Annotated in this window: 22 protein-coding genes; 7 read left to right on the top strand and 15 right to left on the bottom strand. The window is 63.3% G+C overall.

Translation table 11 applies throughout. The features are described from left to right. Positions 1-20: 20 nt before the first annotated feature. Complete coding sequence (locus tag K288_RS0112910) at positions 21-1,037, bottom strand: Gfo/Idh/MocA family oxidoreductase (protein WP_027579924.1); 1,017 nt, start codon at positions 1,035-1,037, stop codon at positions 21-23. A 261-nt stretch (positions 1,038-1,298) separates the two neighbouring features. Then, positions 1,299-2,708 (bottom strand): mannose-1-phosphate guanylyltransferase/mannose-6-phosphate isomerase, encoded by a 1,410-nt coding sequence (locus K288_RS0112905; protein WP_027579923.1) that lies wholly within the window; start codon positions 2,706-2,708, stop codon positions 1,299-1,301. Positions 2,709-3,142: 434 nt separating this feature from the next. On the opposite strand from K288_RS0112905, the gene K288_RS0112895 reads away from it, so the two are divergent. Both K288_RS0112895 and K288_RS0112890 read left to right on the top strand, forming a co-directional pair. Continuing rightward, positions 3,143-4,123, top strand: a complete 981-nt coding sequence (locus K288_RS0112895) for a lysylphosphatidylglycerol synthase transmembrane domain-containing protein (RefSeq protein ID WP_027579922.1) — start codon at positions 3,143-3,145, stop codon at positions 4,121-4,123. Next, on the top strand, positions 4,120-5,136 hold the full coding sequence (locus K288_RS0112890; protein WP_027579921.1) for a glycosyl transferase: 1,017 nt from the start codon (positions 4,120-4,122) through the stop codon (positions 5,134-5,136). Before K288_RS0112895 ends, K288_RS0112890 begins: the two co-directional genes overlap by 4 nt. A gap of 4 nt (positions 5,137-5,140) precedes the next feature. On the opposite strand, the gene K288_RS0112885 is transcribed toward K288_RS0112890, so the two are convergent. The 6 genes from K288_RS0112885 to rfaD all read right to left on the bottom strand — a co-directional run bounded on the left by K288_RS0112885 (position 5,141) and on the right by rfaD (position 13,078). After that, positions 5,141-6,082 (bottom strand): NAD-dependent epimerase/dehydratase family protein, encoded by a 942-nt coding sequence (locus tag K288_RS0112885; protein ID WP_027579920.1) that lies wholly within the window; start codon positions 6,080-6,082, stop codon positions 5,141-5,143. After that, positions 6,079-7,293 carry a glycosyltransferase family 4 protein gene (locus tag K288_RS0112880; protein ID WP_027579919.1) on the bottom strand — a complete coding sequence of 405 codons (1,215 nt, stop codon included), beginning with the start codon at positions 7,291-7,293 and terminating at the stop codon, positions 6,079-6,081. Before K288_RS0112880 ends, K288_RS0112885 begins: the two co-directional genes overlap by 4 nt. A gap of 26 nt (positions 7,294-7,319) precedes the next feature. Beyond that, positions 7,320-9,233 (bottom strand): nucleoside-diphosphate sugar epimerase/dehydratase, encoded by a 1,914-nt coding sequence (locus K288_RS0112875; protein ID WP_027579918.1) that lies wholly within the window; start codon positions 9,231-9,233, stop codon positions 7,320-7,322. Between the two features lie 82 nt (positions 9,234-9,315). After that, on the bottom strand, positions 9,316-10,611 hold the full coding sequence (locus tag K288_RS45415; protein WP_051334516.1) for an O-antigen ligase family protein: 1,296 nt from the start codon (positions 10,609-10,611) through the stop codon (positions 9,316-9,318). Next, positions 10,608-12,080: a D-glycero-beta-D-manno-heptose-7-phosphate kinase gene (gene rfaE1, locus K288_RS0112865; protein WP_027579917.1), complete on the bottom strand. Its 1,473-nt coding sequence runs from the start codon at positions 12,078-12,080 to the stop codon at positions 10,608-10,610. The genes K288_RS45415 and rfaE1 overlap by 4 nt, the downstream gene beginning before the upstream one ends. A 17-nt stretch (positions 12,081-12,097) precedes the next feature. Then, entirely contained in the window at positions 12,098-13,078 is a 981-nt protein-coding gene (rfaD, locus tag K288_RS0112860; RefSeq protein WP_027579916.1) for an ADP-glyceromanno-heptose 6-epimerase, read from the bottom strand. 153 nt (positions 13,079-13,231) lie between these two features. Here rfaD and waaF point away from each other — a divergent pair, with 153 nt between their 5' ends. Beyond that, positions 13,232-14,293 (top strand): lipopolysaccharide heptosyltransferase II, encoded by a 1,062-nt coding sequence (gene waaF, locus K288_RS0112855; RefSeq protein WP_027579915.1) that lies wholly within the window; start codon positions 13,232-13,234, stop codon positions 14,291-14,293. Here waaF and K288_RS0112850 read toward each other — a convergent pair. Continuing rightward, positions 14,275-15,315, bottom strand: a complete 1,041-nt coding sequence (locus tag K288_RS0112850) for a glycosyltransferase family 4 protein (RefSeq protein ID WP_027579914.1) — start codon at positions 15,313-15,315, stop codon at positions 14,275-14,277. The genes waaF and K288_RS0112850 overlap by 19 nt on opposite strands. 156 nt (positions 15,316-15,471) lie before the next feature. Between K288_RS0112850 and galE the strand changes: the two genes are divergently transcribed. The 3 genes from galE to K288_RS0112835 all read left to right on the top strand — a co-directional run bounded on the left by galE (position 15,472) and on the right by K288_RS0112835 (position 19,147). Beyond that, positions 15,472-16,485 (top strand): UDP-glucose 4-epimerase GalE, encoded by a 1,014-nt coding sequence (gene galE, locus K288_RS0112845; RefSeq protein ID WP_027579913.1) that lies wholly within the window; start codon positions 15,472-15,474, stop codon positions 16,483-16,485. Positions 16,486-16,606: 121 nt separating this feature from the next. Next, positions 16,607-18,415, top strand: coding sequence for an ABC transporter ATP-binding protein (locus K288_RS0112840; protein WP_027579912.1), 1,809 nt, complete (start codon positions 16,607-16,609; stop codon positions 18,413-18,415). A gap of 30 nt (positions 18,416-18,445) precedes the next feature. After that, the gene (locus K288_RS0112835; RefSeq protein WP_027579911.1) at positions 18,446-19,147 is read left to right on the top strand and encodes a fumarylacetoacetate hydrolase family protein; all 702 of its coding nucleotides are present in this window, start codon (positions 18,446-18,448) and stop codon (positions 19,145-19,147) included. Between the two features lie 193 nt (positions 19,148-19,340). Here the strand turns inward: K288_RS0112835 and K288_RS45410 are convergent, their stop codons facing one another. Then, entirely contained in the window at positions 19,341-19,727 is a 387-nt protein-coding gene (locus tag K288_RS45410) for an SPW repeat protein (RefSeq protein ID WP_051334515.1), read from the bottom strand. 20 nt (positions 19,728-19,747) lie between these two features. Continuing rightward, positions 19,748-21,088, bottom strand: coding sequence for an MFS transporter (locus K288_RS0112825; RefSeq protein WP_027579910.1), 1,341 nt, complete (start codon positions 21,086-21,088; stop codon positions 19,748-19,750). A 351-nt stretch (positions 21,089-21,439) separates the two neighbouring features. Between K288_RS0112825 and K288_RS0112820 the strand changes: the two genes are divergently transcribed. Beyond that, positions 21,440-22,276, top strand: coding sequence for an alpha/beta fold hydrolase (locus K288_RS0112820; protein ID WP_027579909.1), 837 nt, complete (start codon positions 21,440-21,442; stop codon positions 22,274-22,276). A 63-nt stretch (positions 22,277-22,339) separates the two neighbouring features. Here the strand turns inward: K288_RS0112820 and K288_RS0112815 are convergent, their stop codons facing one another. The 4 genes from K288_RS0112815 to K288_RS0112800 form a co-directional block, all read right to left on the bottom strand. After that, positions 22,340-23,269, bottom strand: a complete 930-nt coding sequence (locus K288_RS0112815) for an aspartyl/asparaginyl beta-hydroxylase domain-containing protein (protein ID WP_027579908.1) — start codon at positions 23,267-23,269, stop codon at positions 22,340-22,342. 174 nt (positions 23,270-23,443) lie between these two features. Further along, positions 23,444-23,878, bottom strand: coding sequence for an NUDIX domain-containing protein (locus tag K288_RS45405; RefSeq protein WP_201449677.1), 435 nt, complete (start codon positions 23,876-23,878; stop codon positions 23,444-23,446). 337 nt (positions 23,879-24,215) lie between these two features. Beyond that, the gene (locus tag K288_RS54095; protein ID WP_165435298.1) at positions 24,216-24,368 is read right to left on the bottom strand and encodes a hypothetical protein; all 153 of its coding nucleotides are present in this window, start codon (positions 24,366-24,368) and stop codon (positions 24,216-24,218) included. A gap of 153 nt (positions 24,369-24,521) precedes the next feature. Beyond that, on the bottom strand, positions 24,522-25,988 hold the full coding sequence (locus tag K288_RS0112800; RefSeq protein ID WP_027579907.1) for an NAD(P)/FAD-dependent oxidoreductase: 1,467 nt from the start codon (positions 25,986-25,988) through the stop codon (positions 24,522-24,524). Positions 25,989-26,075 lie beyond the last annotated feature (87 nt).

The following is a 26,075-nucleotide window of genomic DNA, read 5'->3' as shown; positions in this document are numbered from 1 at the left end:
CGAGGGAATGAGGGATGAAATCAGCCGGCGACGCGGCGCGGGGCCTTGCGAACGATGGTCGCGGCCGGCGTGGCCGGCGTTTCCAAACATTTGATCGCGATCTCGAGACTCGCGACGCCCTCGTTGCCTGATACCGCCGGCTCCTTGCCGCTCCTCACTGCATCGAGGAACGCAATCAATTCGGCACGCAACGGTTCGTCGTGGCCAACCGGCAGATGCCGCATCGAATAGCTGCCGTCCGGCTTGAAGCCGAAGCACTCGGTGACCTGCCGGGTCAGGAGATCGCCCATCACATATTTGCCGCGCGTGGCGACCGTGACGCTCCGCGCCTTGAACGGCGTCAGCCAGTTGGTGTTGATATGCGCGAGCACCCCGGAAGCGGTACGGAACTGCAACAGCGCGATGTCCTCGCGCTCCGCCACGGCACTCGAAAGCTGCGGCTGCACGTCGACGATTTCAGACTCGGTGAACCAGCGGATCAGGTCGATGTCATGCACGGCCAGATCGATGACGACACCGACATTGGACATGCGCGGGGGGAACGGACCGACGCGGGTAATGCCGATCGAGAGGATGTCTTCGCCCGATATCGCCTGCTTGATCGCGGCAACCGCCGGGTTGAAGCGCTCGACATGACCGACCATCAGCGTCACGCCGGCCTGCCGCGCGGCGGTGACGATGTCGTTGCCCTCCTCGACCGTGGAGGCGACGGGCTTCTCGACCAGGATATGGACGTTGCGCGCGATACAGGCGAGCGCGATCTCGTGATGCAGATGGGTCGGCGCTGCGATCGTCACGGCATCGACGCCTTCGGCGAGCAGTTCATCGAGCGTCGTAAACGCCCGGCACCCGACCATCGCAATGGCGCGCGCGCGATGTTCAGCCAGGGGATCGACGATCCCGACCAGCGTGACCTCGGGCAATCCCGCCAGCACGCGGGCATGGTTGCTGCCCATAACCCCCGCACCGATCACCCCGACGCGCAAGGCACGCCTGATCCCGGCTTTTGCGGCCAACCCAGACCCTTTGGAACTCATGTGATTACCCCAACAGACTTTTGGTGGCGCCCATCGGTTGCGCGTTCTTCCCCAGACCAACCCGACTCCACCGAATCAGGCCGTAGCCCTATCCCCTTGTCGCGACGTGCTTTCTTTCCCCGAAGCATCGTCACGCAGACGCTATAGCATGCTGTCACAAATGTGGCGAATGCCAACAAGCAAATCCGGACACGTTTTGATTCAAAAGATTACACCGTCGTGGCCGGCCATCGGAAGCGAAACGGGTGCGCGGAGCAACCATCAGGTGCGCTGATAATCGTCCTCGATACGGATGATGTCGTCCTCGCCGAGATAGCTGCCGGTCTGCACCTCGATCAATTCCAGGAGGATCTTGCCCGGGTTCTCCAACCGGTGCACCGCGCCGATCGGGATGTAGATCGATTCGTTCTCGTGCACGGTTTTGACCGTTTCGTTGACGGTGACGCGCGCAGCACCTCGCACGACGATCCAGTGTTCGGAACGATGGTGGTGCTTCTGCAGCGACAGTCGCTCGCCCGGCTTGACGACGATGCGCTTGACCTGGTGGCGTTCGCCATTGTCGACCGACTGGTACGAGCCCCAGGGCCGATGGACCTTTATGTGGTTCTCGGTGACCTCGGGCGCCACCGTCTTCAGTTTCGCCACCAGGCGCTTCAGGCCGTTGGCATCCTTCTGCCGCGATACCAGGATGGCATCCTGCGTCGCGACCACCACGAGATCGTCGACGCCCTCGAGCGCGACCAGCGCGCGGTCGGTCGAAACGTTGCAGTTGCGCGAGTCTTCGAAGACTGCAACGCCGCGCGCGGCATTGCCCTGCCCGTCTTTGTCAGACAATTCCCACACCGCGTGCCACGAGCCGACATCCGACCAGCCGCAGGACACCGGCACCACGGCCGCGCGCGCGGTCTTTTCCATCACCGCATAGTCGATCGAGATCGCTTTCGCCGATCCGAACCCATCCGCATCGAGCTTGACGAAGCCGAGATCGCGCTCGGCCTTGGTCGCCGCCTCGATCACCGCCTGCACACTCGCGGTATCGAAATTGCGGTACTCGTCAAGCAGCACGGCGGCGCGGAACATGAAGTTGCCGCTGTTCCAGAGGTAGCCTGATTTGATGTAGTCGGCTGCAGTCGCCGCGTCCGGCTTCTCGACGAATTTTGCAACCGCGCGCACTTGTCCCGAAATGCTATCGCCAGGGCTGATATAGCCGTATTCGGTCGCTGGGCGCTCGGGATTGACGCCAAAGGTGACGATGCGGCCTGCTTTCGCGGCAGCCAACCCCTCGCGGCAGGCGGCGACGAAGGCTTCGGTGTCGCCCACCACGTGATCGGCGGCGAGCGCCAGCACGATCGCGTCTCTATCGCGCGCTTGCGCGAAAGCCGCGCCGGCCGCGATCGCCGGCCCGGAGTCGCGCCGCGCCGGCTCGAGCAGCACGTCCGCCTCGCGCCCGATGCCGGCCAGTTGCTCCAGCACCATGAAGCGATAGGCGTTGTTGGTGATCACGATCGGCCGCTCGAACAGCGCCGGATCGGACACCCTGAGCAGTGTCTCCTGGAAGGTCGAGCGGGTCCCGAACAACGGCAGGAACTGCTTCGGATGGACCTCGCGCGACGCCGGCCACAGCCTCGTGCCCGCCCCGCCGCACATGATCAGTGGAATAATTCGGTCCATCCTAACCTCGAATTCTGTAATAATCGCGCTGCCCGACGATAGTTAACGTCCTCATCGTCCCTCCGGAACCGATGTCCATATCCCCTTCACATTGTTGACATCGGCAAAATGCCTGGGATCACGGACGCGACCAGCACCACGTAACCCTGCCGGGCGGGTTTTCCGCCGGCAAGCGCTACCACACCGGTTAGTCCCTTCAGGTGAATTTTTTGTGGGCAGCGTAAACCCTTATGAGCATGCAAGCCAAATACCGGGGCAACCCGGCAGTCCCCATTCAGGCCCTCTTTACCCGCCGGTTAGAGGATGCCGCAAGAGCGATCGAACGGCTATTGCAAGATCAGTCCTAAACCCATACCAAGGCGGCCAAATTCGGCGCGCGGCGCCGATTTGCGCCGTTTTTGACGTCTTTCTCGAACTTGGCAAACGCGGACGAGATGCGCCGGATACTGCTTTCGACCATCAAGATATTGATCTCGGCTGCGTTGCTTTACCTCTCGCTCCGCAAGGTCAACCTGTATGACCTCGCCGCGCGCCTTCGCTTCGAAAGCCTTGGCTGGATCGGTCTCGCGATCGCGGTCACCTTCCTGCAGATCTTCCTCGGCGTATTGCGATGGCGCGAGATCAGCGCCGAATGCGGGGCGCCGCTCGAAACCGGGCAGGCGATGCGCTTCAACGTGATCGGGAGCTTTTTCAATCAGACATTGCCGTCGTCGATCGGCGGCGATGCCGTGCGGCTGTGGCTGGTCGCCCGCTCCGGCGCCGGCTGGCGCGCGGCGACCTATTCGATCTTCGTCGACCGGGCCATCGGGCTGATCGCACTCGCCGTGCTGATCGTTGCGAGCCTGCCGTGGAGCTACCGGTTGATCAGCGATCCACAGGGACGATCTGCGCTGCTCCTGGTCGATTTCGCGGCGCTTGCGGCTGGCGGCGGCTTTCTCTTGCTCGGCGCATTGAAGTGGCCGTGGCTGAAGCGCTGGTGGGGCACGCACCACATCCACGCCTGCGCTGTCATCGCAAACAAGGTGCTGTTCAGCTGGGATCGCGGGCCGAAGGTCGCGGTGCTCTCCCTGCTTGTTCACGTCCTGGCCGTGGTCATCGCCTGGTGCGTGGTGCAGTCCATTTCCGCGCCGCTGCTGTTCAGCCAGATCTTTCAACTGGTGCCGCCAGTGATGTTGATCACCATGTTGCCGATTTCGATTGCCGGCTGGGGCGTACGCGAGGCGAGCATGGGTCTCGCCTTCGGCTATGCAGGGCTGCCGGTCAACGAGGGCGTCAACGTTTCGCTGCTGTTCGGCGCCGTATCGTTCATCGTCGGCGCATTTGGCGGGCTGGTGTGGATTCTCAGTGCGGAGAAGAAAGCGCAAGGGCACAAGCCGATCGAGGTCCCCGAGCAAACGCTGTCGCCAATCGAATGACCAACGCTGATATCGCGCTTTCGCTCGCCGCCGCGGCGCTTGCTGCGTTATTGTCGGCGTTCCTCACCTGGCTGCTGCGGCCGATGCTGTTGCGCGTGGCGCTCGCCAAGCCCAATGCGCGCTCATCCCACCGGATCCCGACGCCGCAGGGCGCGGGGATCGCCGTGATCGCGGCGACGCTGGCAGCGGCAGGCACGCTCGTCGCATTGAGCGGCAGTGGCACGCTCCAGATCCCGCTCGCGGTCTTCGGTGCGACCTTGTTCATCGCCGCGGTCGGCTTTGCCGATGACGTCAAGCCCGTGCCCGTGCTGCCGCGCCTGTTGCTGCAGGGACTCGCGGTGGCTGTGGTCGTGTTTGCCGCGCCCGGCGATCTCAGGATCGTATCGGCCGTCCCGTTCTGGATTGAACGCGGCTTGCTGCTGATCGCGGGCCTCTGGTTTGTGAATCTCGTCAACTTCATGGACGGGCTCGACCTGATGACGGCGGCAGAAGCGGTGCCAATCACGGCGGCAGTCGCACTGCTCGGCTTTTGGGCGCAGCTCCCGCCTTCGACCGCGCTGGTGGCAGCCGCGCTCTGCGGCGCGCTGCTCGGTTTCTCTCCTTTCAATCGCCCCGTGGCAAAGATCTTCCTTGGCGACGTCGGCAGCCTGCCGATCGGGCTCCTGCTCGGCTGGTGCCTGCTGCAGCTCGCCTTTCACCAGCATGTCGCCGCGGCGTTGCTGCTGCCGCTCTATTACCTCGCCGACGCCACGATCACGCTGCTGCGGCGGCTGACCAGAGGCGAGACATTCTGGACGGCGCACCGCTCGCACTACTACCAGCGCGCGACAGACAATGGGTTTGCGGTGCCGCGCATCGTCAGCGAGGTCTTTGCGCTCAACATCGTGCTCGCGCTGCTCGCGATGTTGTCGATCCGCCTTGATTCGGTGACGGCGAGCCTCGTTCTGCTGCTCGTGGGCGCGAGCGCGGTAGCATGGCTGCTCTACAGGTTTTCGCGCAGACGGACCGGTTAATCGATCAGTGGTCGAAACCGCGCAAGGCGCGCTTCAAGCCCTCGTTGAGGCCGATCAGCGGCCGCCAGCCGGTGGAGGCGACCTTGGACAGGTCCAGCTCAAGCGAGCCGAACAGGCTCTCATTGGCCTCGTTGCGGCCGGTAATGCTGAACAATGAACTCAAAACCAGCCGCGGCATGGAAAACAGGCGCGCCGGTTTGCCTGCTGCGGCGGCGAGCAGCTCGATGAATTCTGGCGTCGACACCTGCTCGTCATCCGCGACAAGGAAAATGTTGAACTGGCCATCGGGATGAGAAAGCCGATGCAGCACGAATGATGTCAGATTCTCCACCGAGACGAACGCACGACGGTTGCGCACGTCCGCAAACGGGAGCGGGATGCCGAGACCGATCGCCTTTTCGAGCAAAGCTAGATTGCCTTTGGCGCCGGACCCGTAGATCAATGGCGGCCGAATGACCGTGACCCTCATCTGGCTGCCCTGCGCCAAACGCCTCAATCCTGATTCGGCCGCCGCTTTCGACATTCCATAGAGGCCGCGCGGGGTCAGGACGTCGTTCTCGCTGAATGGCGTGCGGCCGTCGGTGCTTCGGCCGTGCACCAGCACGGTGCTGACGAAGATAAAGTGGCGGACACCGGCATTGGCCGCGCAACGGGCCAGATGCAACGTGCCTTCAAGATTGACGATGCGATAGAGTTCGACGGCGTGTTCCTCGCGCCTGTGATGCACGCGCGCCGCCAGATGCACGACCGCATCGACGCCCGCGAGCGCGGCCCCCCAGTCGGTGACGGGGCCGATCGAATCGATCGTCACCTCGTCGGCGCTGCCTGTCGGCTTGCGGACGGCGCGTCGCACGTCCCAACCGTTGCGCGCCAGCACCGGCGACATATGCCGGCCGACGAACCCACTCGCTCCGGTCACCAACACCACGGGCTGGTCATTGCTCACGACCGCGACTCCGATACTGCTGTACCGATCAATCTCTGAATGAGGGCCGCATATCCTGTCAAGGCACGCTCAGGACTATAGCTCCTCGCCACCGCGACGGCGCGCTCCGGAAGCGTCGGATCGGGAGTTCGCGATGCAGCGCGGATCGCCTCAGCCAATTGCGCCGGCATGCCCGGCATCACAACCCGTCCGAGATCGTGCTCGGCGACCGTCAGCGCGGCTTCGGCATCCGGCTCGGATATGAGGATGACCGGCCGGCCGACCGCAAGCAGATTGTAGAACCGGCTCGGCACCGAGACGCCGGCGACATCCTTGCGATAAGGAATGAGCCAGATGTCGGCGGCCGACAGGAAATCCTGCAGTTCTCCGTCAGCAACGCGGTCCACCAGCGTGATATTGGCTAGCTTCGCTTCGGACTGCATCGACCTCAGTTCGTCGAAGCCCATCCCCCAGCCCGAAAGCAGGAAATGAATGCTGGGATCATCCTTCAGCTGGCGAGCCGCCTCGAACACGATCACGGGATCATGCGTAAATCCGAGGTTGCCGGAAAGGCCGACGATGAAGCGGCCGCCAAGCGCGCGGCGGAAGGGATTGTCGGCCGCAACTGGGCGAACCGCAGGGTTGATGGTGGTCCAGTTCGGAATGAATTCGATCTTGTCCCGCGTCATGCCGCGATAGCTCAGCAGCAACTTCTCGCTGTCGCGGCCAATGATGACGACGGTGGTCAACGCGCGGAACATCAGCCCGTTCATGGCGCGCATCGCTTTGGTGACGATCGAGCCCGACTTCAGCAGGCCGCTCAGGACGAGCACCTCCGGAAACAGATCGTGCATGATCAGGATCGACCGGGCGCGCTTCAATCTGGCCGCGGCGGCGACGGCGTAAGGCAACACAAAAGGGGCCGTCACGGTCAGAGCGACGTCGCCGGGCCCAAGTCGTTTGAGAAGGGCGAAGAAGATGCGCGCGGTGAACAGCAGCTCCGCGGCGGCGCGCTTGAGGAGCGCGGCCTTGCCCGGCATCCAGTTCTTGACCTCCTCGACCGCCGGCCGATCGGCTGCAGATTTCGACGCGGAGCCCGGCCACCCCGACACCACCAGCACGTCCGCCTCCTTCGCGAGGCGGTTTGCTATCGCAGCCATGATCGCAGCAGTCGTGCTTTGGTCCGGCGGATAGTGCTGACTGACGACGACGACTTTTCCGGGCTTTTGCATCGATGGTCTCGCGGATCAGGACCGGATCACGCGGCGTTCGATCCGAATTCAGGCACGGCATCCTTGAGCACGGCGCGGATGGTGGCGCGATCGTCCTTGGCGATCGCCTCTTCCAGCGCGGCGAGCCATTTGCGCAGGGTCACCATCGGCGGCTCGTTCGGCTTGGCCGCCATGATGCCTGCGATTCCGATCTCGACCGTCGGCTCCTCGCTCGCAAACAGGATCTCGTTCAGCCGCTCGCCCGGCCGCATCCCGCTGAAGACAATATCGACATCGATACCGGGCTGCAGGCCGGACAGGCGTATCATCCGCTCGGCAAGCTCGACGATCTTGACCGGCTGGCCCATTTCGAGGACGTAGACCGAGACGTCGGGCCGCGCCGGCGTCAACGCGTGCGTGGCCGCAGTCAGCACGAGATCGCAGGCTTCGCGGATGGTCATGAAATAACGCACCATGTCGGGGTGCGTGACGGTGACCGGACCGCCCGCCTCGATCTGGGCCTTGAATTTCGGCACCACCGACCCGTTCGACGCCAGCACATTGCCGAACCGGACCGAGATCAGGCGCATATGGGGCTTGTCGCCGAACTGCACGGCGAGATCGTGATCGAGCGCCTGACAATACATTTCGGCAAAGCGCTTGGTCAGGCCCAGCATCGAGACAGGCTCGATTGCCTTGTCGGTGGAGATCATCACCATCGCCTTGGCGCCGGCTTCGCGTGCGGCGTCCGCAACGTTCACCGATCCGAAGATGTTGGTCTTGACGCCCTCGCTCCAGTCGCGCTCGAGGATCGGCACGTGTTTCAGCGCCGCCGCATGGAACACGATATCAGGCTTGAATTCGCGCATCAGCCGCAGGACGCGCTCGCGATCGCGGATGTCGGCGATGCGGCCCTCCACCGCCGCCTGGACGCCGCGTGCCGCGAGCGCCTCGGTGACCGCATAGAGCGCCGGCTCGGAATGCTCGAGCACCAGCAGGCGGGCGGCGCCGAACGTCACGACGCGGTCGCAGATTTCGGCGCCGATCGAGCCGCCACCGCCGGTGACGATGACGCTCTTGCCCTTCACCAGCCCTTCCAGCCGCACATAGTCGATGGTCGCGCTCGGGCGCAGCAGGAGGTCTTCGACCGCAACATTGGTCAGCCGCGGCGCATCGCCGCCCTCGAGAGATGGCAGGCGGCTGACCATCACGCCCAGCCGCCTTGCCCGCATCAGCACCGATTCCGGATGCGCGTCGGGCTCGAACGCCGACGGCGTCATCACCACCCGCTTGATCGGCTTCTCGCGGTTCTGGAACTCGCGGATCACGGTTTCGACATCGTCGACGCCGCCGAGCACCGGGATGTTGCGGATCTGCTGGCCGAGGTCGGAATTCGACGGCGAAAGCACGCCGATCGGCCAGATCCGCTTGATTGCGCCGTTCTCGATCCCGCGCAGCACGATCTCGGCATCTGCCGCACGCCCGACCAGGAGCGTCGGCGCCGCGTCCTCGGTGCGGGCATGGTGGCGCGTGCGCGAGTAGCGGAAATAGCGGTAGCCGAAGCGAAGTGCGCCCAGCGAGAACACCTGCAGGAAGAAATAGAGGATGATCGTGATGCGGCCGAAAAACACGGTTCCATGAAAGCTCGGCGCGATGAAGATGAAGACGTAGTCGAGAACGACCAGCGCCAGCGTCAGGACCGCCGAGGCGCGCAGGATGTTGAGGGCGTCTGGCAGCGAGATGAAACGCCATTTCGAGGTGGTGAGATTGAAAACATAACAGACGATCACGCTGAAGGCGACGAACCAGGGCAGGATGCGCAGCAACAGCGGCAGGCGATCGGTGAGCAGATCGCCTTCGAAGCGGAGGTAGAACGCCGCCAGGAGCGCGAATGCGGTCGCAATCGCGTCATGCATCACAATCAGGAAGTTGCGTGCCGTGAGTTGAGAGAAGCGCGTCATGTGATGGACGGGCCAAGGACCAAGAAGTCTGCAACAGCGTTCGGGGCTGCTGATAGCCCATATGCAGCGTGCATGCCAGAGATCATGGCGTGGCCGGGCTCAAGGGTCTTGCGGCCGAGCCGTCCGATTTCGCCTTCAATACCATGCCGCCCGCGACGCCGACGCCGAGCACGTACATCCAGCCCTCGTGGAAATCGAAGATGTGCGAATTGAACAACGAGGTAAAGACATTTTGCACGACCACCAGGAGCCCGATCCAGTTGACCAGCCCCTCGCCCCGAAACAGTCGTAGATGCCAGAACCACATGGCATAGAGGATGACGACGCCAACTATGCCCCATTGCACTGCGACGTTCAATGTCTGGTTGTGTGGATTGCCGACTACGTCGCTGGTCGCCTTGTAAGCCTCATGGGTCGCGACCTGCGCGAACAGCCCGCGGGTGGCGCCGGTGCCGTGGCCGATCAGGGGCGCATCGGCGATGAAGCCCAGCGATTTGCGCCAGTATTCGAGCCGGAGCCCGATCGAGGTCGCTCGGTTCTGCTCCTTGTATTCCCGATAGTCACTGCTGAAGGTCTCCGCGGTCAAGCGCAGTTGCGGCGAGGCCTGCCAGGCGACCGCCGCCAATATTGCTACCGCTCCGACAATGATCAGGATGCTGCGCCATCTCAGATGCAGGAGCGCGAACACCGCAAACATCACTGGCACGGTGACCAGCGCTGTCCGCGAGACGACCACGAAGGCCATGTTGATGAAAAAGCTCAACGCAATCGCAACCAGCAGGCCGGCCAGCGCAAATTTCTTCGCGCGCAGCAGGGTGACGATGGGATAGGCCAGTGCCACCGCGCAGAGCGTGAACTCCTGGCTCTGGTCGATGTAGTTCTTCACGAAGATGCCGCGCTCGGCGTCAATAGGCGGCTTTAGCGACAGGCTGGGCTGCAGGAACACCAGCCATGACATCACCACCAGGAGCGTGCAGGAGACCAGGAAGGCGGTAAACACCCACATGCCGCGCGTCGAGCGCTCGAAATGATAAAGCAGGAACGGCAGCACGAGGAGCTTGGCCGTCGGGCTCACGGCATAGGTGCGCGCGCCCCAGGGCGCGTCCGACCACAGCATGCCGACGACCGCGAGCAGGAACAGCGCGATCGGCAGCGCCACGATCGGCCGCTGCAGCGATTGCAGGAAAGACTTCAGATCGAGCGTCGGCGCGACCACGACCACAAACACCGCGCCGAAGATGCCGACCAGCGAGGTCGACCATGGCAGGGACAGCGCGATCAGCACGGCGACGATGTCGGCCGCTTTGGTCCAGGCGGCAGGGTTGCGCCAGGCCGGCAGCGCCGCGCTTGCGGGGGAAAAGCCCGCCGTTGTGCTCACGCCTTTCCTCCGCGGGCGCGGGCGACCAGCGAGGTCGTGCTGAAGCCGGGCAGGATGTCGACCAGCAGCACCTCGCCGCCATGGGCTTCGACGATCTCATGGCCGACTACCTGCTCGCGGGTATAGTCGCCGCCCTTGACCAGCACGCTCGGCTTGATCGCCGTGATCAGCTTGATCGGCGTGTCCTCCTCGAAAATGGCGACGAGATCGACCGCCTCCAGCGCCGCCAACACTTCCGCCCGCGCGCGCTCGTCCTGCACCGGGCGGTCTGGCCCCTTCAGGCGCCTGACCGAAGCGTCACTGTTGAGGCCAACGATCAGCCGGTCGCAGGCGCCGCGCGCCGCCGTCAACACCTTGACGTGGCCGGGATGCAGGATGTCGAAGCAGCCATTGGTGAAGCCGACGCGCAGGCCCTGCCGACGCCATTCGCCGAGCTGGGCGCCGAGATCTCCGCCGGCCGCGACGATCTTCTCTTCCGCCGCAAGCGAGGCATGCGGCAGGATCTTTCGTCTGAGTTCGGCTGGCGTCACCGTCGCGGTGCCGGTTTTGCCCACGGCGACTGCGGCCGCCGCGCTTGCCACCCGCAACGCCGTCTCCCAATCGGCGTTGGCTGCGAGGGACAGCGCGAGCGCAGCTGCAACGGTGTCGCCGGCGCCGGAGACGTCGCGGACCTTCACCGGCAACGCCGGCACATGGACGGTTTCGCCGTCGCGCACCACCAGCGTCATGCCGTGCTCGCCCTGCGTCACCAGCATCGCCTCGCAATCGGCGAGCCGCATCGCATCCTCGGCAGCTTCCGCGATCGCATCGGGCGTCTCGGCGCGGCTGCGCGTCGCCTCGGCGAATTCCTTGCGGTTGGGGGTGAGCAGCGTCGCGCCGCGATAGATCGCGAGATTGAGGCTCTTGGGATCGACGATCACGCGCTTGCCAAGCTTGCGCGCGGCGTCGATGGTGTTGCGGATCACGCGCGCCGTAAGTACGCCCTTGGCATAGTCCGACAGAAGCACAATGTCGGTGCGGGCAAGCTCAGGGAGGATCGTGTCGATAAGCTGCTGCTCGACCTCGCCTGCCGCCGGTTGCGCCTGCTCCCAGTCCGCGCGCAGCATGTGAGTGGAAAAATGCTCGGAGACGAAGCGCACCTTCCGCGTCGTCGGGCGCGCGTTGTCGCACACCAGCCGGCTTTCGATGCCGCTCTCGGCCACCAGCGCCGCCTTCAGCGTCGCGCCCGCCTCGTCCGCGCCGACGAGGCCGACAAAAATGCAGCGGCCACCGAGCGAAGCGATGTTGCGCGCGACATTGCCGGCGCCGCCGACATTGGTCTCGCTGCGCTGGACCGCAATCACCGGCGCCGGCGCCTCCGGCGAAATCCGCGACACCTCGCCATAGACGAATTCGTCGAGCATCAGGTCGCCGATGCAGAGCACGGTTCGCCGGGAAAGCGCCTGCGACAGAGTTTCGAAATCGAACATCTCTTTCCTTGGCCCGGTCAGCGGTAGCGGTCGGGACGATCGAGGAAGCCGTTCACGTAAGCATCGACGGCGTCCTCAAGCCGCGTGAAACCGCCGTTATAACCCGCACGCTGCAGGCGATCGACATCGGCTTCCGTGAAATATTGATAGCTGCCCCGGATCTGCTCGGGCATGTCGATATATTCGATGTTCGGCGGCCGCCCGAGTGCGGCATAGGCCGACAGCATCAGGTCCCGGAAACTGCGTGCGGTGCCGGTTCCGACATTGAACAGCCCGCTGACCGATGGCGTGGCGAGCAGCCACATCATCACCCGCACGGTGTCGTCGACATAGATGAAGTCGCGCCGCTGGTCGCCGTCTGCAATGCCATCGCGATGCGACTTGAACAATTGCACCGGTCGGCCCGCCTTGATGTCACCGAAGCGCCGCGCCAGCACGCTCATCATCGTGCCCTTGTGATATTCGTTCGGGCCGAACACGTTGAAGAATTTCAAACCCGCCCATTGCGGCGGCAATTTTTCGCCGCGCACAGCGCGCTCAGCCACGGCGAGATCGAACAGATGCTTGCTCCAACCGTAGAGATTCATAGGCTGCAGCTTCTTCAGCGCCTCGACTGTCTGCTCGTCGCGAAAGCCGGCTTCGCCGTCGCCATAGGTCGCAGCCGAGGACGCATAGATCAGCGGCGTCGGATTGGCCGTGCACCAGTCGAGCAATCGCAGGGACAGGCGGAAATTGGTGTCGATCACGAGATCGCCGTCGGTCGCCGTCGTCTCGGAGATCGCGCCGAGATGGATCACCGCGTCGAGCCTCCGGCCCGACAGCCATGCCGAAAGCTCCGAAGGCGGCACGAAATCGGCAAGCTGGCGTTTCGCCAGATTGCGCCACTTGCCGTCATGGCCGAGCACGTCGCAAACAACAACGTCCGCGCGGCCGGCGTCATTCAACGCGGCCACGACATTCGACCCGATAAAACCGGCTCCGCCGGTCACCAGCAACATGCCGATCCCTGCCCTGATTTGTGCGGCGCCAGCTTTGCCCCAGTCCGGCGGCGCAGGCAACTTGCCTAGTGGAAGAATTCCATCCCGCTTTACCTCTGGAGGGAGAGCGGCTACCGACGAGGCCGAAACGGCGCCGGTTCCTGCATAAAAGATATGAATATTGATTCAATACAAGGCATTGAGGTCGAGGACGCTGGCGATACCCGCCCGATCCTGATCATCCCCTATATGTGGATCGGCGATTTCGTGCGTGGCCATACCGTCGTGCGTGTCCTGAAACAGCGCTGGCCAAATCGCCCAGTGGACATGCTCACGACCTCGCTCTGCGCGCCGCTGGTCGACTACATGCCTGATGTCCGCGGCAAGATCGTCTGGGATTTGCCGCGCGGCCGCCTAGCGGTGGCAAAACAGTTCGGCTTGGCAAGGGAACTTCGCGCCCGCGGCTACCGAACCGCCCTCGTCATGCTCCGCACATGGAAATCGGCGATCGCGCCCACGCTGGCTGGCATCCCGGAGCGGGTCGGCTTTTTCGGTGAGGCAAGGTTCGGCCTCATCAACCAGGTGCGCTGGGGCGAGAAGAAGCTCTCGCGCATGGTCGACCAGATGTCGGCGCTGGCGCTGCCCGTTGGCGCGCACTTCCCGTCAGAGTGGCCGGTCCCGCAACTGCGGGTTCCCGCCGAGGAAACCGAGCGCTGGCGACAAGCCAACAGTTTGGGCCGCGGCCCCGCGATCGCGCTGGCGCCCGGCTCGGTCGGTTCGGGAAAACGCTGGACCTATTACGGCGAGGCCGCACGGCTGCTCGCCGCGCGCGGCTTCGATGTCTGGGTGGTCGGTGGCCCCGGCGAGAAGGCGCTGGCCGCGGAGATCGTCGCCGTCGGCGGCGCTGGCGTCCGCGACCTGACCGGCACCGATTTGCGCAACGGCATCCTGGCGATGGCCGCAGCGAGCGTCGCGATCTCGAATGATTCCGGCCTGATGCATGTCGCAGCCGCGCTCGGTACACCGACCATGGGCATTTTCGGCCCCACCAGCCCCTACCACTGGGCGCCGCTCAACGGCCTGGCCGCCACCGTCGTGACCAAGACACAGGTGCCGTGTCAGCCCTGCCATCGCCCGGTCTGCACCATGAACGACCACCGCTGCATGCGCGACATTCCGGCCTCCGACGTGGCCGATATCGCCGAGCGCGTGCTGGCTCAGGCGAGCGCGCGATAGACCGCGGCGATCCCGCTCGCCTCGGCGTCGAGACTGAATTTCTCCACCATGCGTGCCCGCGCCCGCTCCCCCATCGAAGCCGCTGCCGCCGGATCGCGCATCAAGGGCTCGAGCGCCGCACAGAGCGCATCGACATCCCCAGGCGGCACCAGCACGCCGGTGACGCCGTCCTCGACCACGAATTCGGCCGCGCCTGCGCGCGCCGCCACCAGCGCCGCGCCGGACGACATCGCCTCGATCAGAGTCAATCCAAAGCCCTCGTTGCGCGAGGTGAAGGCGTAGATGGTCAGCCGCTGGTACCAGCGTTCGACCTCCTCGATCGGGACTTCACCTGATATCCTGATCCGCGATGTCAGCCCCGCCGCTTCGATCCGCCGCTTCAGCTCATTCGCAAACCCTTGCTGCTCCGGCACCACGGCGCCGACCAGCACAGCGGAAAAATCCGGATAGCGCGGCAACAGCCGGCACATCGCCTCGACAAAGACGTCGCTGCCCTTCTGCGCGCGCACGCGGCCGAAACAGCCGATCGCGTAGCGCCCGGGCAGGCCGCTCTCCGCGAACGCCGCAGCGCGGTCGCCCGGCGCCGCATAGCGCGCGATGTCGACACCGTGCATCACCACCGTCGCCTCGCACTTGAGGAAGGACGCGGACAATGCGCTCGTGGCGATCACCGCATCCATCTGCCTGATCAGCCAGCGCGTCAGCCACGTGTGATGCCGTTGCGCGGCCGACGTGAACACCAGCTTCAACGGCCAGCCGAGCGCGCGCAACAGCACGCCCGCGATCATCTCGTCATTGCGCCGCGCGTGCCAGATCAGCGGCGCAGGGCGGCGCCATAGTTTCAAGAGGTCAACGAAGCCCATGCGGGCGATGCCCTCGGGCGCATGCGAGCCTAGCCAGGCGGCTCGGAACATCTTCGCAAGCCTTGGCGCGACCATTCGGTTGGTCGCGGTCACGCCCGAATAGCGCCTGTGCAGATTCGGCACGATCAGTTGCAGATCAGCGGCCGGATTGTTCTCGATCGGCACAGTGGCTCCCTTTGGGCTCCCATTGGGCTCCCCTTTGCGGCAGTTCCTATACGCAACATTAAGCATAGGGGCCAGTTCTGAGGCCACGAAACCCCCTCTTCATCGCGACCCCGCTAACATCCCGGGAAAATAACCGGGGAGAGTGAATTCATGACCGTGCTCGTCACCGGCGGCGCCGGCTATATCGGAAGTCACATGGTGCGCACGCTGGTCGATGCCGGCGAAAGCGTCGTGGTGGTCGACAACCTCTCCACCGGTTTCTCCGCCCTCTTGCCCGAAGGCGTGCCGCTGTTCATCGGCGATGCCGGCGACGAAAATCTCGTCGAGGGCGTGATCGCCCAGCATGGCGTCGAAAGCATCATCCATTTCGCCGGCTCGGTGGTGGTTCCGGAATCGATGCGCGATCCGCTCGGCTACTACCGCAACAACACGATGACCACGCAGAGCCTGTTGAACGCAGCGGTCAGGTCCGGCGTCAGCCGCTTCATCTTCTCGTCCACCGCCGCCGTCTACGGCAATCCCGAAGAGGTGCCGGTGTCGGAGACCGCGCCGACCCGACCGCTGTCGCCCTACGGCATGTCGAAGCTGATGACCGAGATCATGCTGCACGATGTCGCGACCGCCCATGGCATGAGCTATGTCGTGCTGCGCTATTTCAACGTCGCCGGCGCCGACCCGCTGGGTCGCATCGGGCTTTCCACCATCGGCGCGACGCACCTGCTCAAGGTCGCGGTCGAGGCCGCCACCGGCCAGCGCGCCAAGGTCGACGTATTCGGCAGCGACTATCCGACGCCGGACGGTAGCTGCATCCGGGATTTCATCCATGTCACCGATCTCGCCGAGGCGCATCACGCCGCGCTGTCTTATTTGCGTGCCGGCGGGGGTTCGGTCACGCTGAATTGCGGCTATGGCCGCGGCTATTCGGTGCTGGAGACGATCGAGGCGGTGCGCCGCGTTTCCATGCGCAATTTCGCCGTTTCCCATGCGCCGCGCCGCCCCGGCGACATCATGACCATGGTTGCCGACACCACCCGCATCCGCGCGCTGCTGGACTGGACGCCAAGATACGACGATCTGGAAACCATCGCGGCGCATGCGCTGGCCTGGGAGCAGAAGCTGTTCCTGGAGCGTGGCGGGCCGCTCCAGCAGGCGGAATCGGCCTGAAAATCAAGCCGTTATTTGGCCTGAATATGGCTTGAAAAACATCTCTATCGCAGGCAAGGAGTCGTTCGCCTGACGCTGACGCGCGCCCGCTTCCGAACAACGCGGCGTCAAGGGAACGCGGATGACCGAGCCTCCAAGAAAGATAACCGACGACCCCTACGGGGCGGCGATCCTGATTCGCCGTCTGATCGCCGAGCAAGGGCTCGCCTATTGGCGGCACTATCTGCAAGCATTCGCCCTGATGGCGATAGCGGCCGGCGCCACCGCCGGCGCCGCCTATATCCTGGGCCAGGTGATCAACCAAGCCTACATCAACAAGGATATTGCCGCCATTGCTCGTCTCTCCGGCGTCACGGTCCTTCTGCTGTTCATCAAGGGCGTGGCGACCTACGGCCACACCGTGATCCTGTCGAAGATCAGCAATGCCATCCTCGCCAACAACCAGCGGCAGCTGTTCGCCAAGCTGATGAGCGAAAGCATCGGCTTCTTCTCCGAGCGGCATTCGTCGGAATTCCTGGCGCGCCTGACCGCCGGCGCCAAATCCATCACCGACGTCCTGAACATGCTGATCAACGCCATCGGGCGCGACCTCATGATGCTGATCGCCATGGTCTGCGTGATGGTGTTCCAGGATCCGGTCCTGTCGTTCATCGGCCTCGTGGTGGTGCCGCCGGCGATGCTGATCCTGCGCAAGCTGGTGAAGCGCATCAAGGGGCTGGCCTACAACCAGTTCACCGGCACCGCCGACATCCTGGAGACCATGCAGGAATCGCTGCAGGGCATCCGCACCGTGAAGGCGTTCACGCTGGAAGAGACGATGAAGCGGCGCATCGACGAGAACATCTCGGCCGTCGAGCGCAACGCCAACAAGATGGCGCGCGTCGCCAACCGCTCGAACCCCCTGATGGAGATGCTCGGCGGCTTCGCGGTGGCCGGCTGCCTGCTCTATGGCGGCTACAGCGTGGTCACGCTCAACGCGACTCCCGGCGCGTTCTTCTCCTTCATGACCGCCTTCCTGATGGCGACTGAGCCCGCAAAACGCCTGTCGCGGCTCAACATCGACCTCAACAGCCAGTTGGTCGGTGCGCGGATGCTACTCGAAGTCGTCGACAGCCCCGCGAGCGAACGTTCCGACGACGACAAGCCGGCCTTGAGGCTGACGGACGCGGAGATCGAACTGCGCGATGTTGGCTTTGCCTATCGCGCCGGCGAGCCGGTGCTGAGCCACATGAGCTTCGTCGCCGAGCCCGGCAAGGTCACCGCGCTGGTCGGCCCGTCCGGCGGCGGCAAGTCGACGGTGCTGGCGCTGCTGCTTCGCTTCTACGAGGCGACCGAGGGCGACATCCTGATCGACGGCCAATCGATCACCTCGGTATCGCGGCGCTCGCTGCGCCAGCAGACCGCCTATGTTGGCCAGGACGTCTATCTGTTCCGCGACACCATCCGCAACAATATCGCTTTCGGCAAACCGGGCGCCACCGAAGACGAAATCGTGGAGGCGGCCAAGGCAGCCTGTGCGCATGACTTCATCGCAAGCTTCCCGCTCGGCTACGACACGCCGGTCGGGGAACTCGGCACGCAGCTTTCCGGTGGGCAGCGCCAGCGCATCGCGGTGGCGCGCGCGCTGATCAAGAACGCGCCGATCATCCTGCTTGACGAAGCCACGGCCGCGCTCGATTCCGAATCCGAAAAGCAGGTGCAGGAGGCGATCGAGCATCTCTGCCGGAACCGCACCACTATCGTGATCGCGCACCGGCTGCACACCATCATGCATGCGGATGCGATCCTGGTGGTCGAGGGCGGCCAGATCGTCGAGCGCGGACGTCACGACGATCTGCTCCGCCGCGGCGGCCGCTACGCCTCCTTCTTCCGCCTGCAGCACCACGACACCCGCCCGCTCGCGCTGGTACCCATCAGTGTCACCGGCTAAGCCAATCCACATCGAGAACGAGAGCGCTTCATGACCGCCACAGACTACGTCATCCCGACACCACCGCAGGCTTCCCTTCCCGTCGTCGGCGAGACGAAATCCTTCCCCGTCCGCCGCATCTGGTGCGTCGGGCGCAACTATCTCGAACACATCCGGGAGATGGGCAACGACGAACGTGCACCGCCCTTCTTCTTCGCCAAGCATGCCGACATGCTGGTGCCTGACGGTGCCACCATCCCCTACCCGCCGCTGACCAAGGACCTGCACCACGAGGTCGAACTGGTGGTCGCGATGAAGAGCGGCGGCCTCAACATTCCCGCCGACAAGGCGCTCGATCATGTCTATGGCTACGCCGTCGGCATCGATCTCACCCGCCGCGACCTGCAGATCGCCTCGCGCAAGAAGGAGCGTCCCTGGGAGATCGGAAAGTCCTTCGACTATTCCGCGCCCTGCTCCGCGCTGCAGCCGGCCTCCAAGATCGGCCATCCGTCAAAGGGCAAGATCTGGCTCACCGTCAACGGCAACGAGACCCAGAAGGGCGATCTCACCGAACTGATCTGGAACGTGCCCGAGATCATCTGGCAGCTCTCCCAGCAGGTGAAGCTCGCCGCCGGCGATCTCATCATGACGGGAACGCCTGCCGGCGTCTCCCAGCTTCAGCCCGGCGACAAAATCGAATGCGGCGTTGACGGCGTCGGCACGCTGAAGGTCTCGATCGGCCAGCCGGAGTAGTACTCCGGCCCAACCACATGCCCTCCGCCGTCATTCCGGGCCGCGCGTAGCGCGAGCCCGGAATCCATCAGGCGGCGGATGACGGCGGAGAAATGGATTCCGGGCTCGACGCTTCGCATCGCCCCGGAATGACGGCCCCGATTCGTGGGGCGGATTAGCGTCAGCGTAATCCGCCGCTCTTCGCTGATCCGCCCTACGAATTCAGGTGCCGTTCGGAAACCTGCGATGCGGCCGGGCCGAGATGCGTCTTCTCGTATTCCAGCCACAACTCAAGCAGAGACATGAACATCACCACGGCGCCAGCGACGATGCTGAAATGCATCGCGCGGGTGTGCTCGAAGCCAAGCAGCCATGGTGACACGATCAGCCAGCCGCCGACGAGCAGGTTGACCCATTCTTCCCAAACCGAAAATGCAATGATCGCGGCCAGCGACAGGATCGCGATCGCCGCGCCGCTTATCAGCAGATCGATCGCCGCCGTGGGGTTGACGCGGACAAACATCCACGGCGCGGCCAGCAGGAAGATCGCTGCTGCCAGATTGTAGAGATCGAGCGCCGATTCATTCCGCCATTTCAGCATGCCGTTTCTCCCTTGTTTGCTTATGCCCGCCGGCCATGCGCGCCGGCCGCGTTGATGTCCTTGCCGGTGTAGTCGGTCATCAGCGCAGTCGCGACCAGCGTGATGACGGCGCAGAGCGCGATGTAGACCGCGATCGCGGTCGACGACTGGAACGTGCCGAACAGCCAGGTCGCGATCAGCGGCGCCGGACCGCCGGCGATCACGGATGCGAGCTGGTAGCCGAGCGATGAGCCGCTGTAGCGCAGGCGTCCCGTGAAGCTCTCAGCGATCAGCGCGGCCTGCGGTCCGTACAACATGTCATGCGGGATCAGCGACAGCACGATCGCGAGGAAGATGACCGTCGCCGATCCTGTATTGAGCATCGCGAAATAGATGAAGCCGAAGATGCCGGTCACGACGGCACCGATCATATACATTGTCTTGCGGCCGATCTGGTCGGAGAGATGCCCGAACAGCGGGATCGAGACGAATGACAGCACCGAAGCCGTGAGCACAGCGGTGAGCAGGAAGTCGCGCGAGACGTGCAGCGTGGCAATGCCGTAGGAAAAGACGAAGGCGGTGAAGATGTAGAATGGCGCCTGCTCGGCCATGCGCGCAAAGGCGGACAGGAGGATCTCCTTGGGATACTCCTTGATGACCGTCAGCATCGGCGTGCGGTCGATCTTTTGCTCCGTCTGCAGCTTGGAGAACACCGGCGTTTCCAGGATGCCGAGCCGGATATAGAGGCCAACGCCGACCAGGATGAGGCTGAGCGCGAACGGAATGCGCCAGCCCCAGGCGAGGAACTGGTCGCCGGCCATCTGGCTGAACGCCAGCACCGCAAGATTGGCGAGAAACAGGCCGCAAGGCACGCCGAATTGCGGCCATGACGCGATGAATCCACGAGAGTGGTTGTCGCGCGCCCATTCCATCGACATCAGAACCGAGCCACCCCATTCGCCGCCGACACCGACGCCCTGGATGAATCGCAGCACCGTGAGGATCACGGCGCCCCAGATGCCGATGCGCTCGTAGGTCGGCACCACGGCCACCGCCGCGGTCGCCAGTCCCATCACGAGCAGCGTCGCGATCAGGGTCGATTTGCGGCCGATGCGGTCGCCATAATGCCCGAAGATCGCAGCACCGATCGGCCGCGCGATGAAGCCGACAGCATAAATCGCAAAAGCCTCCAGCGTGCCGACCCAAGGGTCGGAGTGCGGGAAGAACAGCTTTGCGAAAACCAGACCGGTGACGGTGCTGTAAAGGAAGAAGTCATACCATTCGATCGCGGTCCCAATCGTGGAAGCGATGACGGCGCGACGAAGCTGGCGCTGATGCTCGGATGGAGTCAGTCGGGTGGCGTCGAGGCCGAGCGTTGCCATGGGAGCATCTCCCTCGGACAAGCCCCCCTGTGAATTCGAACCGGTTGGGTCGTTTTATCGTAAAACGATATAACGCGCCGAAGGTTCCAACCGATTGGGAACATCGAGGCTAGAACTTTAGTCGACGGGAGCGCGGATCGCAGGGCGGATTGGCGTAGCGTTATCCGCCACTCCGCATCGTCTACGCGCGATAAGTGCGCCGCTTCGTTCCTGCGCGGGGCGCAGCGACGCCAGCACTGGCAAGAAGTTCACGGAAATTTAATGTGGCCGCAGGACCTAGAGCCTTTTTCGTCACGCATACCCATATTAACAGGAAACTAACACCAAGAAAAAAACGACGGGATGGAAGCAATGAAGCGAGGAATTGTCGTTTTTGCCTGTCTCTGCGCCCTCTCCGGCGCTGCCTACTTTGGCGTGAGCAAGTGGGGAATTCGGCACGAGAGCTTGAGTCTCTATGATGAGACCCGACACCGGCTGGTGCCGGTCGATCTTGCCGTGCGTGCGGACTACGAGATGAAGGCCAATGCCGGCTTCTGGAAGCTCCCGGTCGCGATCATCAGCAACGGCAACACGGTCAAGAACACCGAGTATTCGTTCCTGGAAAATGTGCTGGCTGCGGATGGATATCTGGTCGCCAGCATCCAGCAGGATATTCCATCCGACCCTCCGCTGGTGACGAGGGTGGGACTACCCTATGTGGGCAGGCTCGGCGTCTACAAGAAGGGCGAAGCCAACATCGGCTTTGTGCTCGCGAAGCTAAAGGCGCTTGAGCCCAATGCCGTCTACGATCATCTGACCCTCGTCGGTCATTCGAACGGCGGCGATATCGCCATGTACTACGCCAAGCAACATCCCGAACTGGTGGCAAAGGTGATCACGCTGGACAATTTGCGTGTTCCCTTCGTGCTTGACCACAGACTCAAGATCCTGTCGTTCCGCTCGCAAGATCCCAACTTCACGACCGATCCCGGCGTGTTGCCGGCGCCCGAACAGGCCAACAAACAAGTGATCGACATCATCAATACGCAATTCCGGCATACTGACATGTGCGACCGTGGACCTTACTCCGTGAAGCACAGGATCCAGGCTACGCTCAACGAGTTTCTCACCAAGGGCAGCAGCAGCGAACTGGCGCCTGCACCGACCGATAGTCCGCTCGTTGCCAACGCCGGTGCGGCGCTTCCCTAGTGCATGATCCGGAAAAGGGCCGCAGAGCAGATCAGCTGAGCGTAATCCGCCGCACGCATTTCATCACCGCAGCGCCGACGCGACGATCAGGCCGAGGATCAGCACGGTCAGCGAATATTTCAGCGTATAGTACACGTTGCGGTTCCATTCCTTGACCTTGCGGCTGGCGAGATGGATCTCGTAGAGCTTGCCGAACACCTTGTTGAGCACGCCGACATGCTCGCCGTCGACGTTCTGCGTGGCGGAGGCCTTGACGATGTGATGGCTCACCCAGCGATTGATCGTGGTCATGAAGCCATACTTCATCGGGCGCTCGACGTCGCAGAACAGGATGATGCGGTTGACGTCGGTCGCGTTCTCGGCGTGGTGGATGAAGGTCTCGTCGAACATGAAGGCCTGGCCATCGCGCCAGACGCATTCCACGCCATCGACCATGATCCTGCACTTGTTCGAGTTGGGGGTCACCAGTCCGAGGTGATAGCGCAGCGAGCCGGCAAAGGGATCGCGGTGCGCGCCGAGCTTGCCGCCGGGCGGCAGCATCGCAAACATCGCGCCGTGTACGGATGGAATCGAATTCAGCAGATCAACGGTCTTCGGGCATAGTGTGCGCGCCGACGGCAGGAAGTCGTCGTACCACTTCAGGTAAAAGCGCTTCCAACCGCTCTTGAAGAAGGAATAGAAGCCCCAGTCGTTGTTCTTCGCGGCCGCGCGGATAAAGCCCTCGTCGAACAGCCGCACCGCCTCTTCGCGGATCGTCTCCCAGTTCTCGCTCAGCTTCGCGAGTTCGGGAAATTTCTCGACCGGGATCACCGGCGTATTCGGCACGGCCGAGCCGGCATACATCAGTACATTGTAGGGCGCGAGATAGGTCGAATGATCGCCGAGCTGCCGGGCAAAGCGCAACCGCTCGCGGCCACGGAAATGCACATAGATCGTTGATGCCGCCAGGATGTAGAGGATCACCAGCTGCGGTGCGAATAGCGCCTTCAACATATCGGTCCCTGCCGTGGCCCCCAACCACGCCCTGCTGTCATATAGCGCAAGCGGGTCCCGCAGCCAATCCTGGAGGAGGCCTCCGGATCACGCCGGCTGTACACGGAGATAAATTTTCCGTGCAATTTCAAAAGAAAATCGGGCCGTCGAGCTCCTGCTCCCCGGCTGTGAATCCTATACGGAGATCTCGGTCGGCCCAGCACCGGACAAGAAGGCGTCGAGCGCAAATTGAGCGAGAGGCGCGAGAGATTGCCTGATCTGACCAAGCTCGCCGAGCGTAAATCTCTTCAGCTCGCCCTCAGTAACGGTTAGTTGCTCAGCAGGGACTGACCGGACGATAAATATCTCAGCGCGAAAGTTGCCGCCCGTGATCGCGTGGTCCGAACCGGACCAGCGAGCGAGATACTCGAAGCGCTCTGGCGGCAGGTAGCAGCCGAGCTCCTCGTGGATCTCGCGCGCAACGCAATCCTTGAAACTCTCGTTGCCCTCGCGACGACCGCCGAAGAGGCTGATCTTGCCCGGGTCGACGATACCGGGCTTGTTGTCGCGCAATTGCATGAGAAAGCGACCATCCGTATCAATGACGATGGCCGCGGCGCCTTCTCGCAAGCTCATGTTTCTCCTCGATGGCGCATCATCCTTTTTGCACTGGCAATTATTGCGGCAGTCGGTACGCCGAAGAGCTAATTAATTGCCGCGCAGGGTTGGCCGAGCGAAGCGGCGGGACGAACCGTCCCTGCCTAGGAGCCCGGGGAATTGGGTGGGCGACCAATGAACTTGCGCACGGTGTCATTTGAAATCGCGGGCTACAGCATAGGTTCGCATCTTTCGACGCAGCAAGATTGTAGGATGGATAGAGCGAAGCGAAACCCATCCTTCACACCGCTTGCTTCATCGCGATGGGTTTCGCTTGGCTCTACCCATCCTGCGAGAAAGGACCGCGCCGTCAGGCGCGCATCGCCTGCAGGCCCTTGAAGGTCAGACGCTTGGGGTCCTTGATGCCGGCGAGGTAGAAGCGGCGGATGAAGGCAACGGCGGCGTCGCGGTCGCAATCGGTCAGCGCCACGAGGGCGTCGACGGCAATTCGCTGGGCGTCCATGGGCTTCCTCTTGCTATCAGCAGCCACAGGCCGTGCAACATAGGGCGTCTTGGTTAATCCGGCGTTAACCGTCACGGCAGAATGGCAGATTCGGCATCGGGCCCGAATACGCAAAACAACCCATGGTACGCGTCGCGAGAACAGCGAGGATCGTCACGAATACTGCATCACGCCGTCATCCACTTTGCCGTAGCGCAGGGAGACGATGTCGAGCGCGTAGTTCTGGTAGAGCCGCCACGGCCGCTTCGAGCCTTGCTTGGGCAATTTGGCGATCGAGCGCTGGACATAGCCGGACGAGAAATCCAGCGCCGGCAGCGCCTCGATCGAGGGATCGAGGTTATGCGGCACGCATTGCCTGAAACCGTGCCGGTCCATGTAATTGATCAGACGGCAGGCATATTCGCAGGTGAGATCGCATTTCAGCGTCCAGGACGCGTTAGTATAGCCGAGCGTCGCAGCGAGGTTCGGCACATCCGAATACATCATGCCCTTGTAGCTTAGCGTTTTCGCGAAATCGACCTTGCGGCCGTCGACGCTGACCTCGACGCCGCCGAGCACCTGCAGGATGAGGCCAGTCGCGGTGATGATGATGTCGGCTGGAAGCTCGCTGCCGTCCTTTAAGCGAATGCCGGTCCTGGTGAAAGTGTCGATCTGGCTGGTCACGACGGAGGCGCGCTTCTCGCGGATCGACTTGAAGAGGTCGCCGTCGGGCACGAGGCAGAGCCGCTGCTCCCATGGATTGTAGCGCGGCGTGAAATGCGTGCCGATGTCGTAATCCGGACCCAACGCCATCTTGACGCCGCCGAGGATGAGCTGCTTGGCGCGCTCCGGCTTGCGACGGCAGAGCTGGAAGAAATACATGCCGAGCAGCACATTGCGCCAGCGGATCAGATGATAGGCGAGCTTGGCCGAGAGATTGCGCCGGAGCTTGTTGGCGAGCGCATCCTCCGCCGGACGCGCCACCACGTATGTCGGCGAGCGCTGCAGCATCGTCACCTGCGCGGCTGTCTTGGCGAGCTCCGGCACCAGCGTCACCGCGGTCGCACCCGAGCCGATCACGACGACGCGCTTACCGGCATAGTCGAGATGCTCGGGCCATTTCTGCGGATGCACGATCTGGCCTTCGAAGTCGGCGGCACCAGCGAATTCCGGCGTGTAGCCTTCCTCGTATTTGTAATAGCCGGAACACATGAGAAGGAAATTGCAGGTAAAGCGCACGACCTCGGCCGCGCCTTCACCTATCTTGCGCTCCACCTCGACGGTCCAGCGCACCTCTTCGGACGACCACGAGACGCGCTTGACGCGATGATTGAAGCGGATCTTGCGGTCGATCCCGTTCTGCGCCGCGGTCTCGCGGACATAGTTCAGGATACGCGGCCCGTCCGCGATCGCTTTCGGCTCGGTCCATGGGCGGAACGAGTAGCCGAGCGTGTACATGTCACTGTCGGAGCGGATGCCTGGATAGCGGAAGAGATCCCAGGTGCCGCCGATGCAGTCGCGGCCCTCGAGGATGACGTAGTTTTTGGTCGGGCACTTCTGCTGCAGATGATAGCCCGCCCCGACGCCGGACAGCCCGGCACCGACAATCAGGACATCGAAATGCTCCATTGCCTCGGTCATGACGTTCTCCCTGCCAAAGTATTGAGCAGGCGGGAACCAATTTGCAACTCGCTTTGGTTGGCCGCGGCAAGAAAAAGGCCCCGGACT

Origin of the sequence: Bradyrhizobium sp. Ai1a-2 (assembly GCF_000426245.1) — a bacterium.
In the GTDB taxonomy this organism is placed as follows: Bacteria; Pseudomonadota; Alphaproteobacteria; order Rhizobiales; family Xanthobacteraceae; genus Bradyrhizobium.
This window is presented reverse-complemented; position numbering and strand designations above follow the sequence as displayed.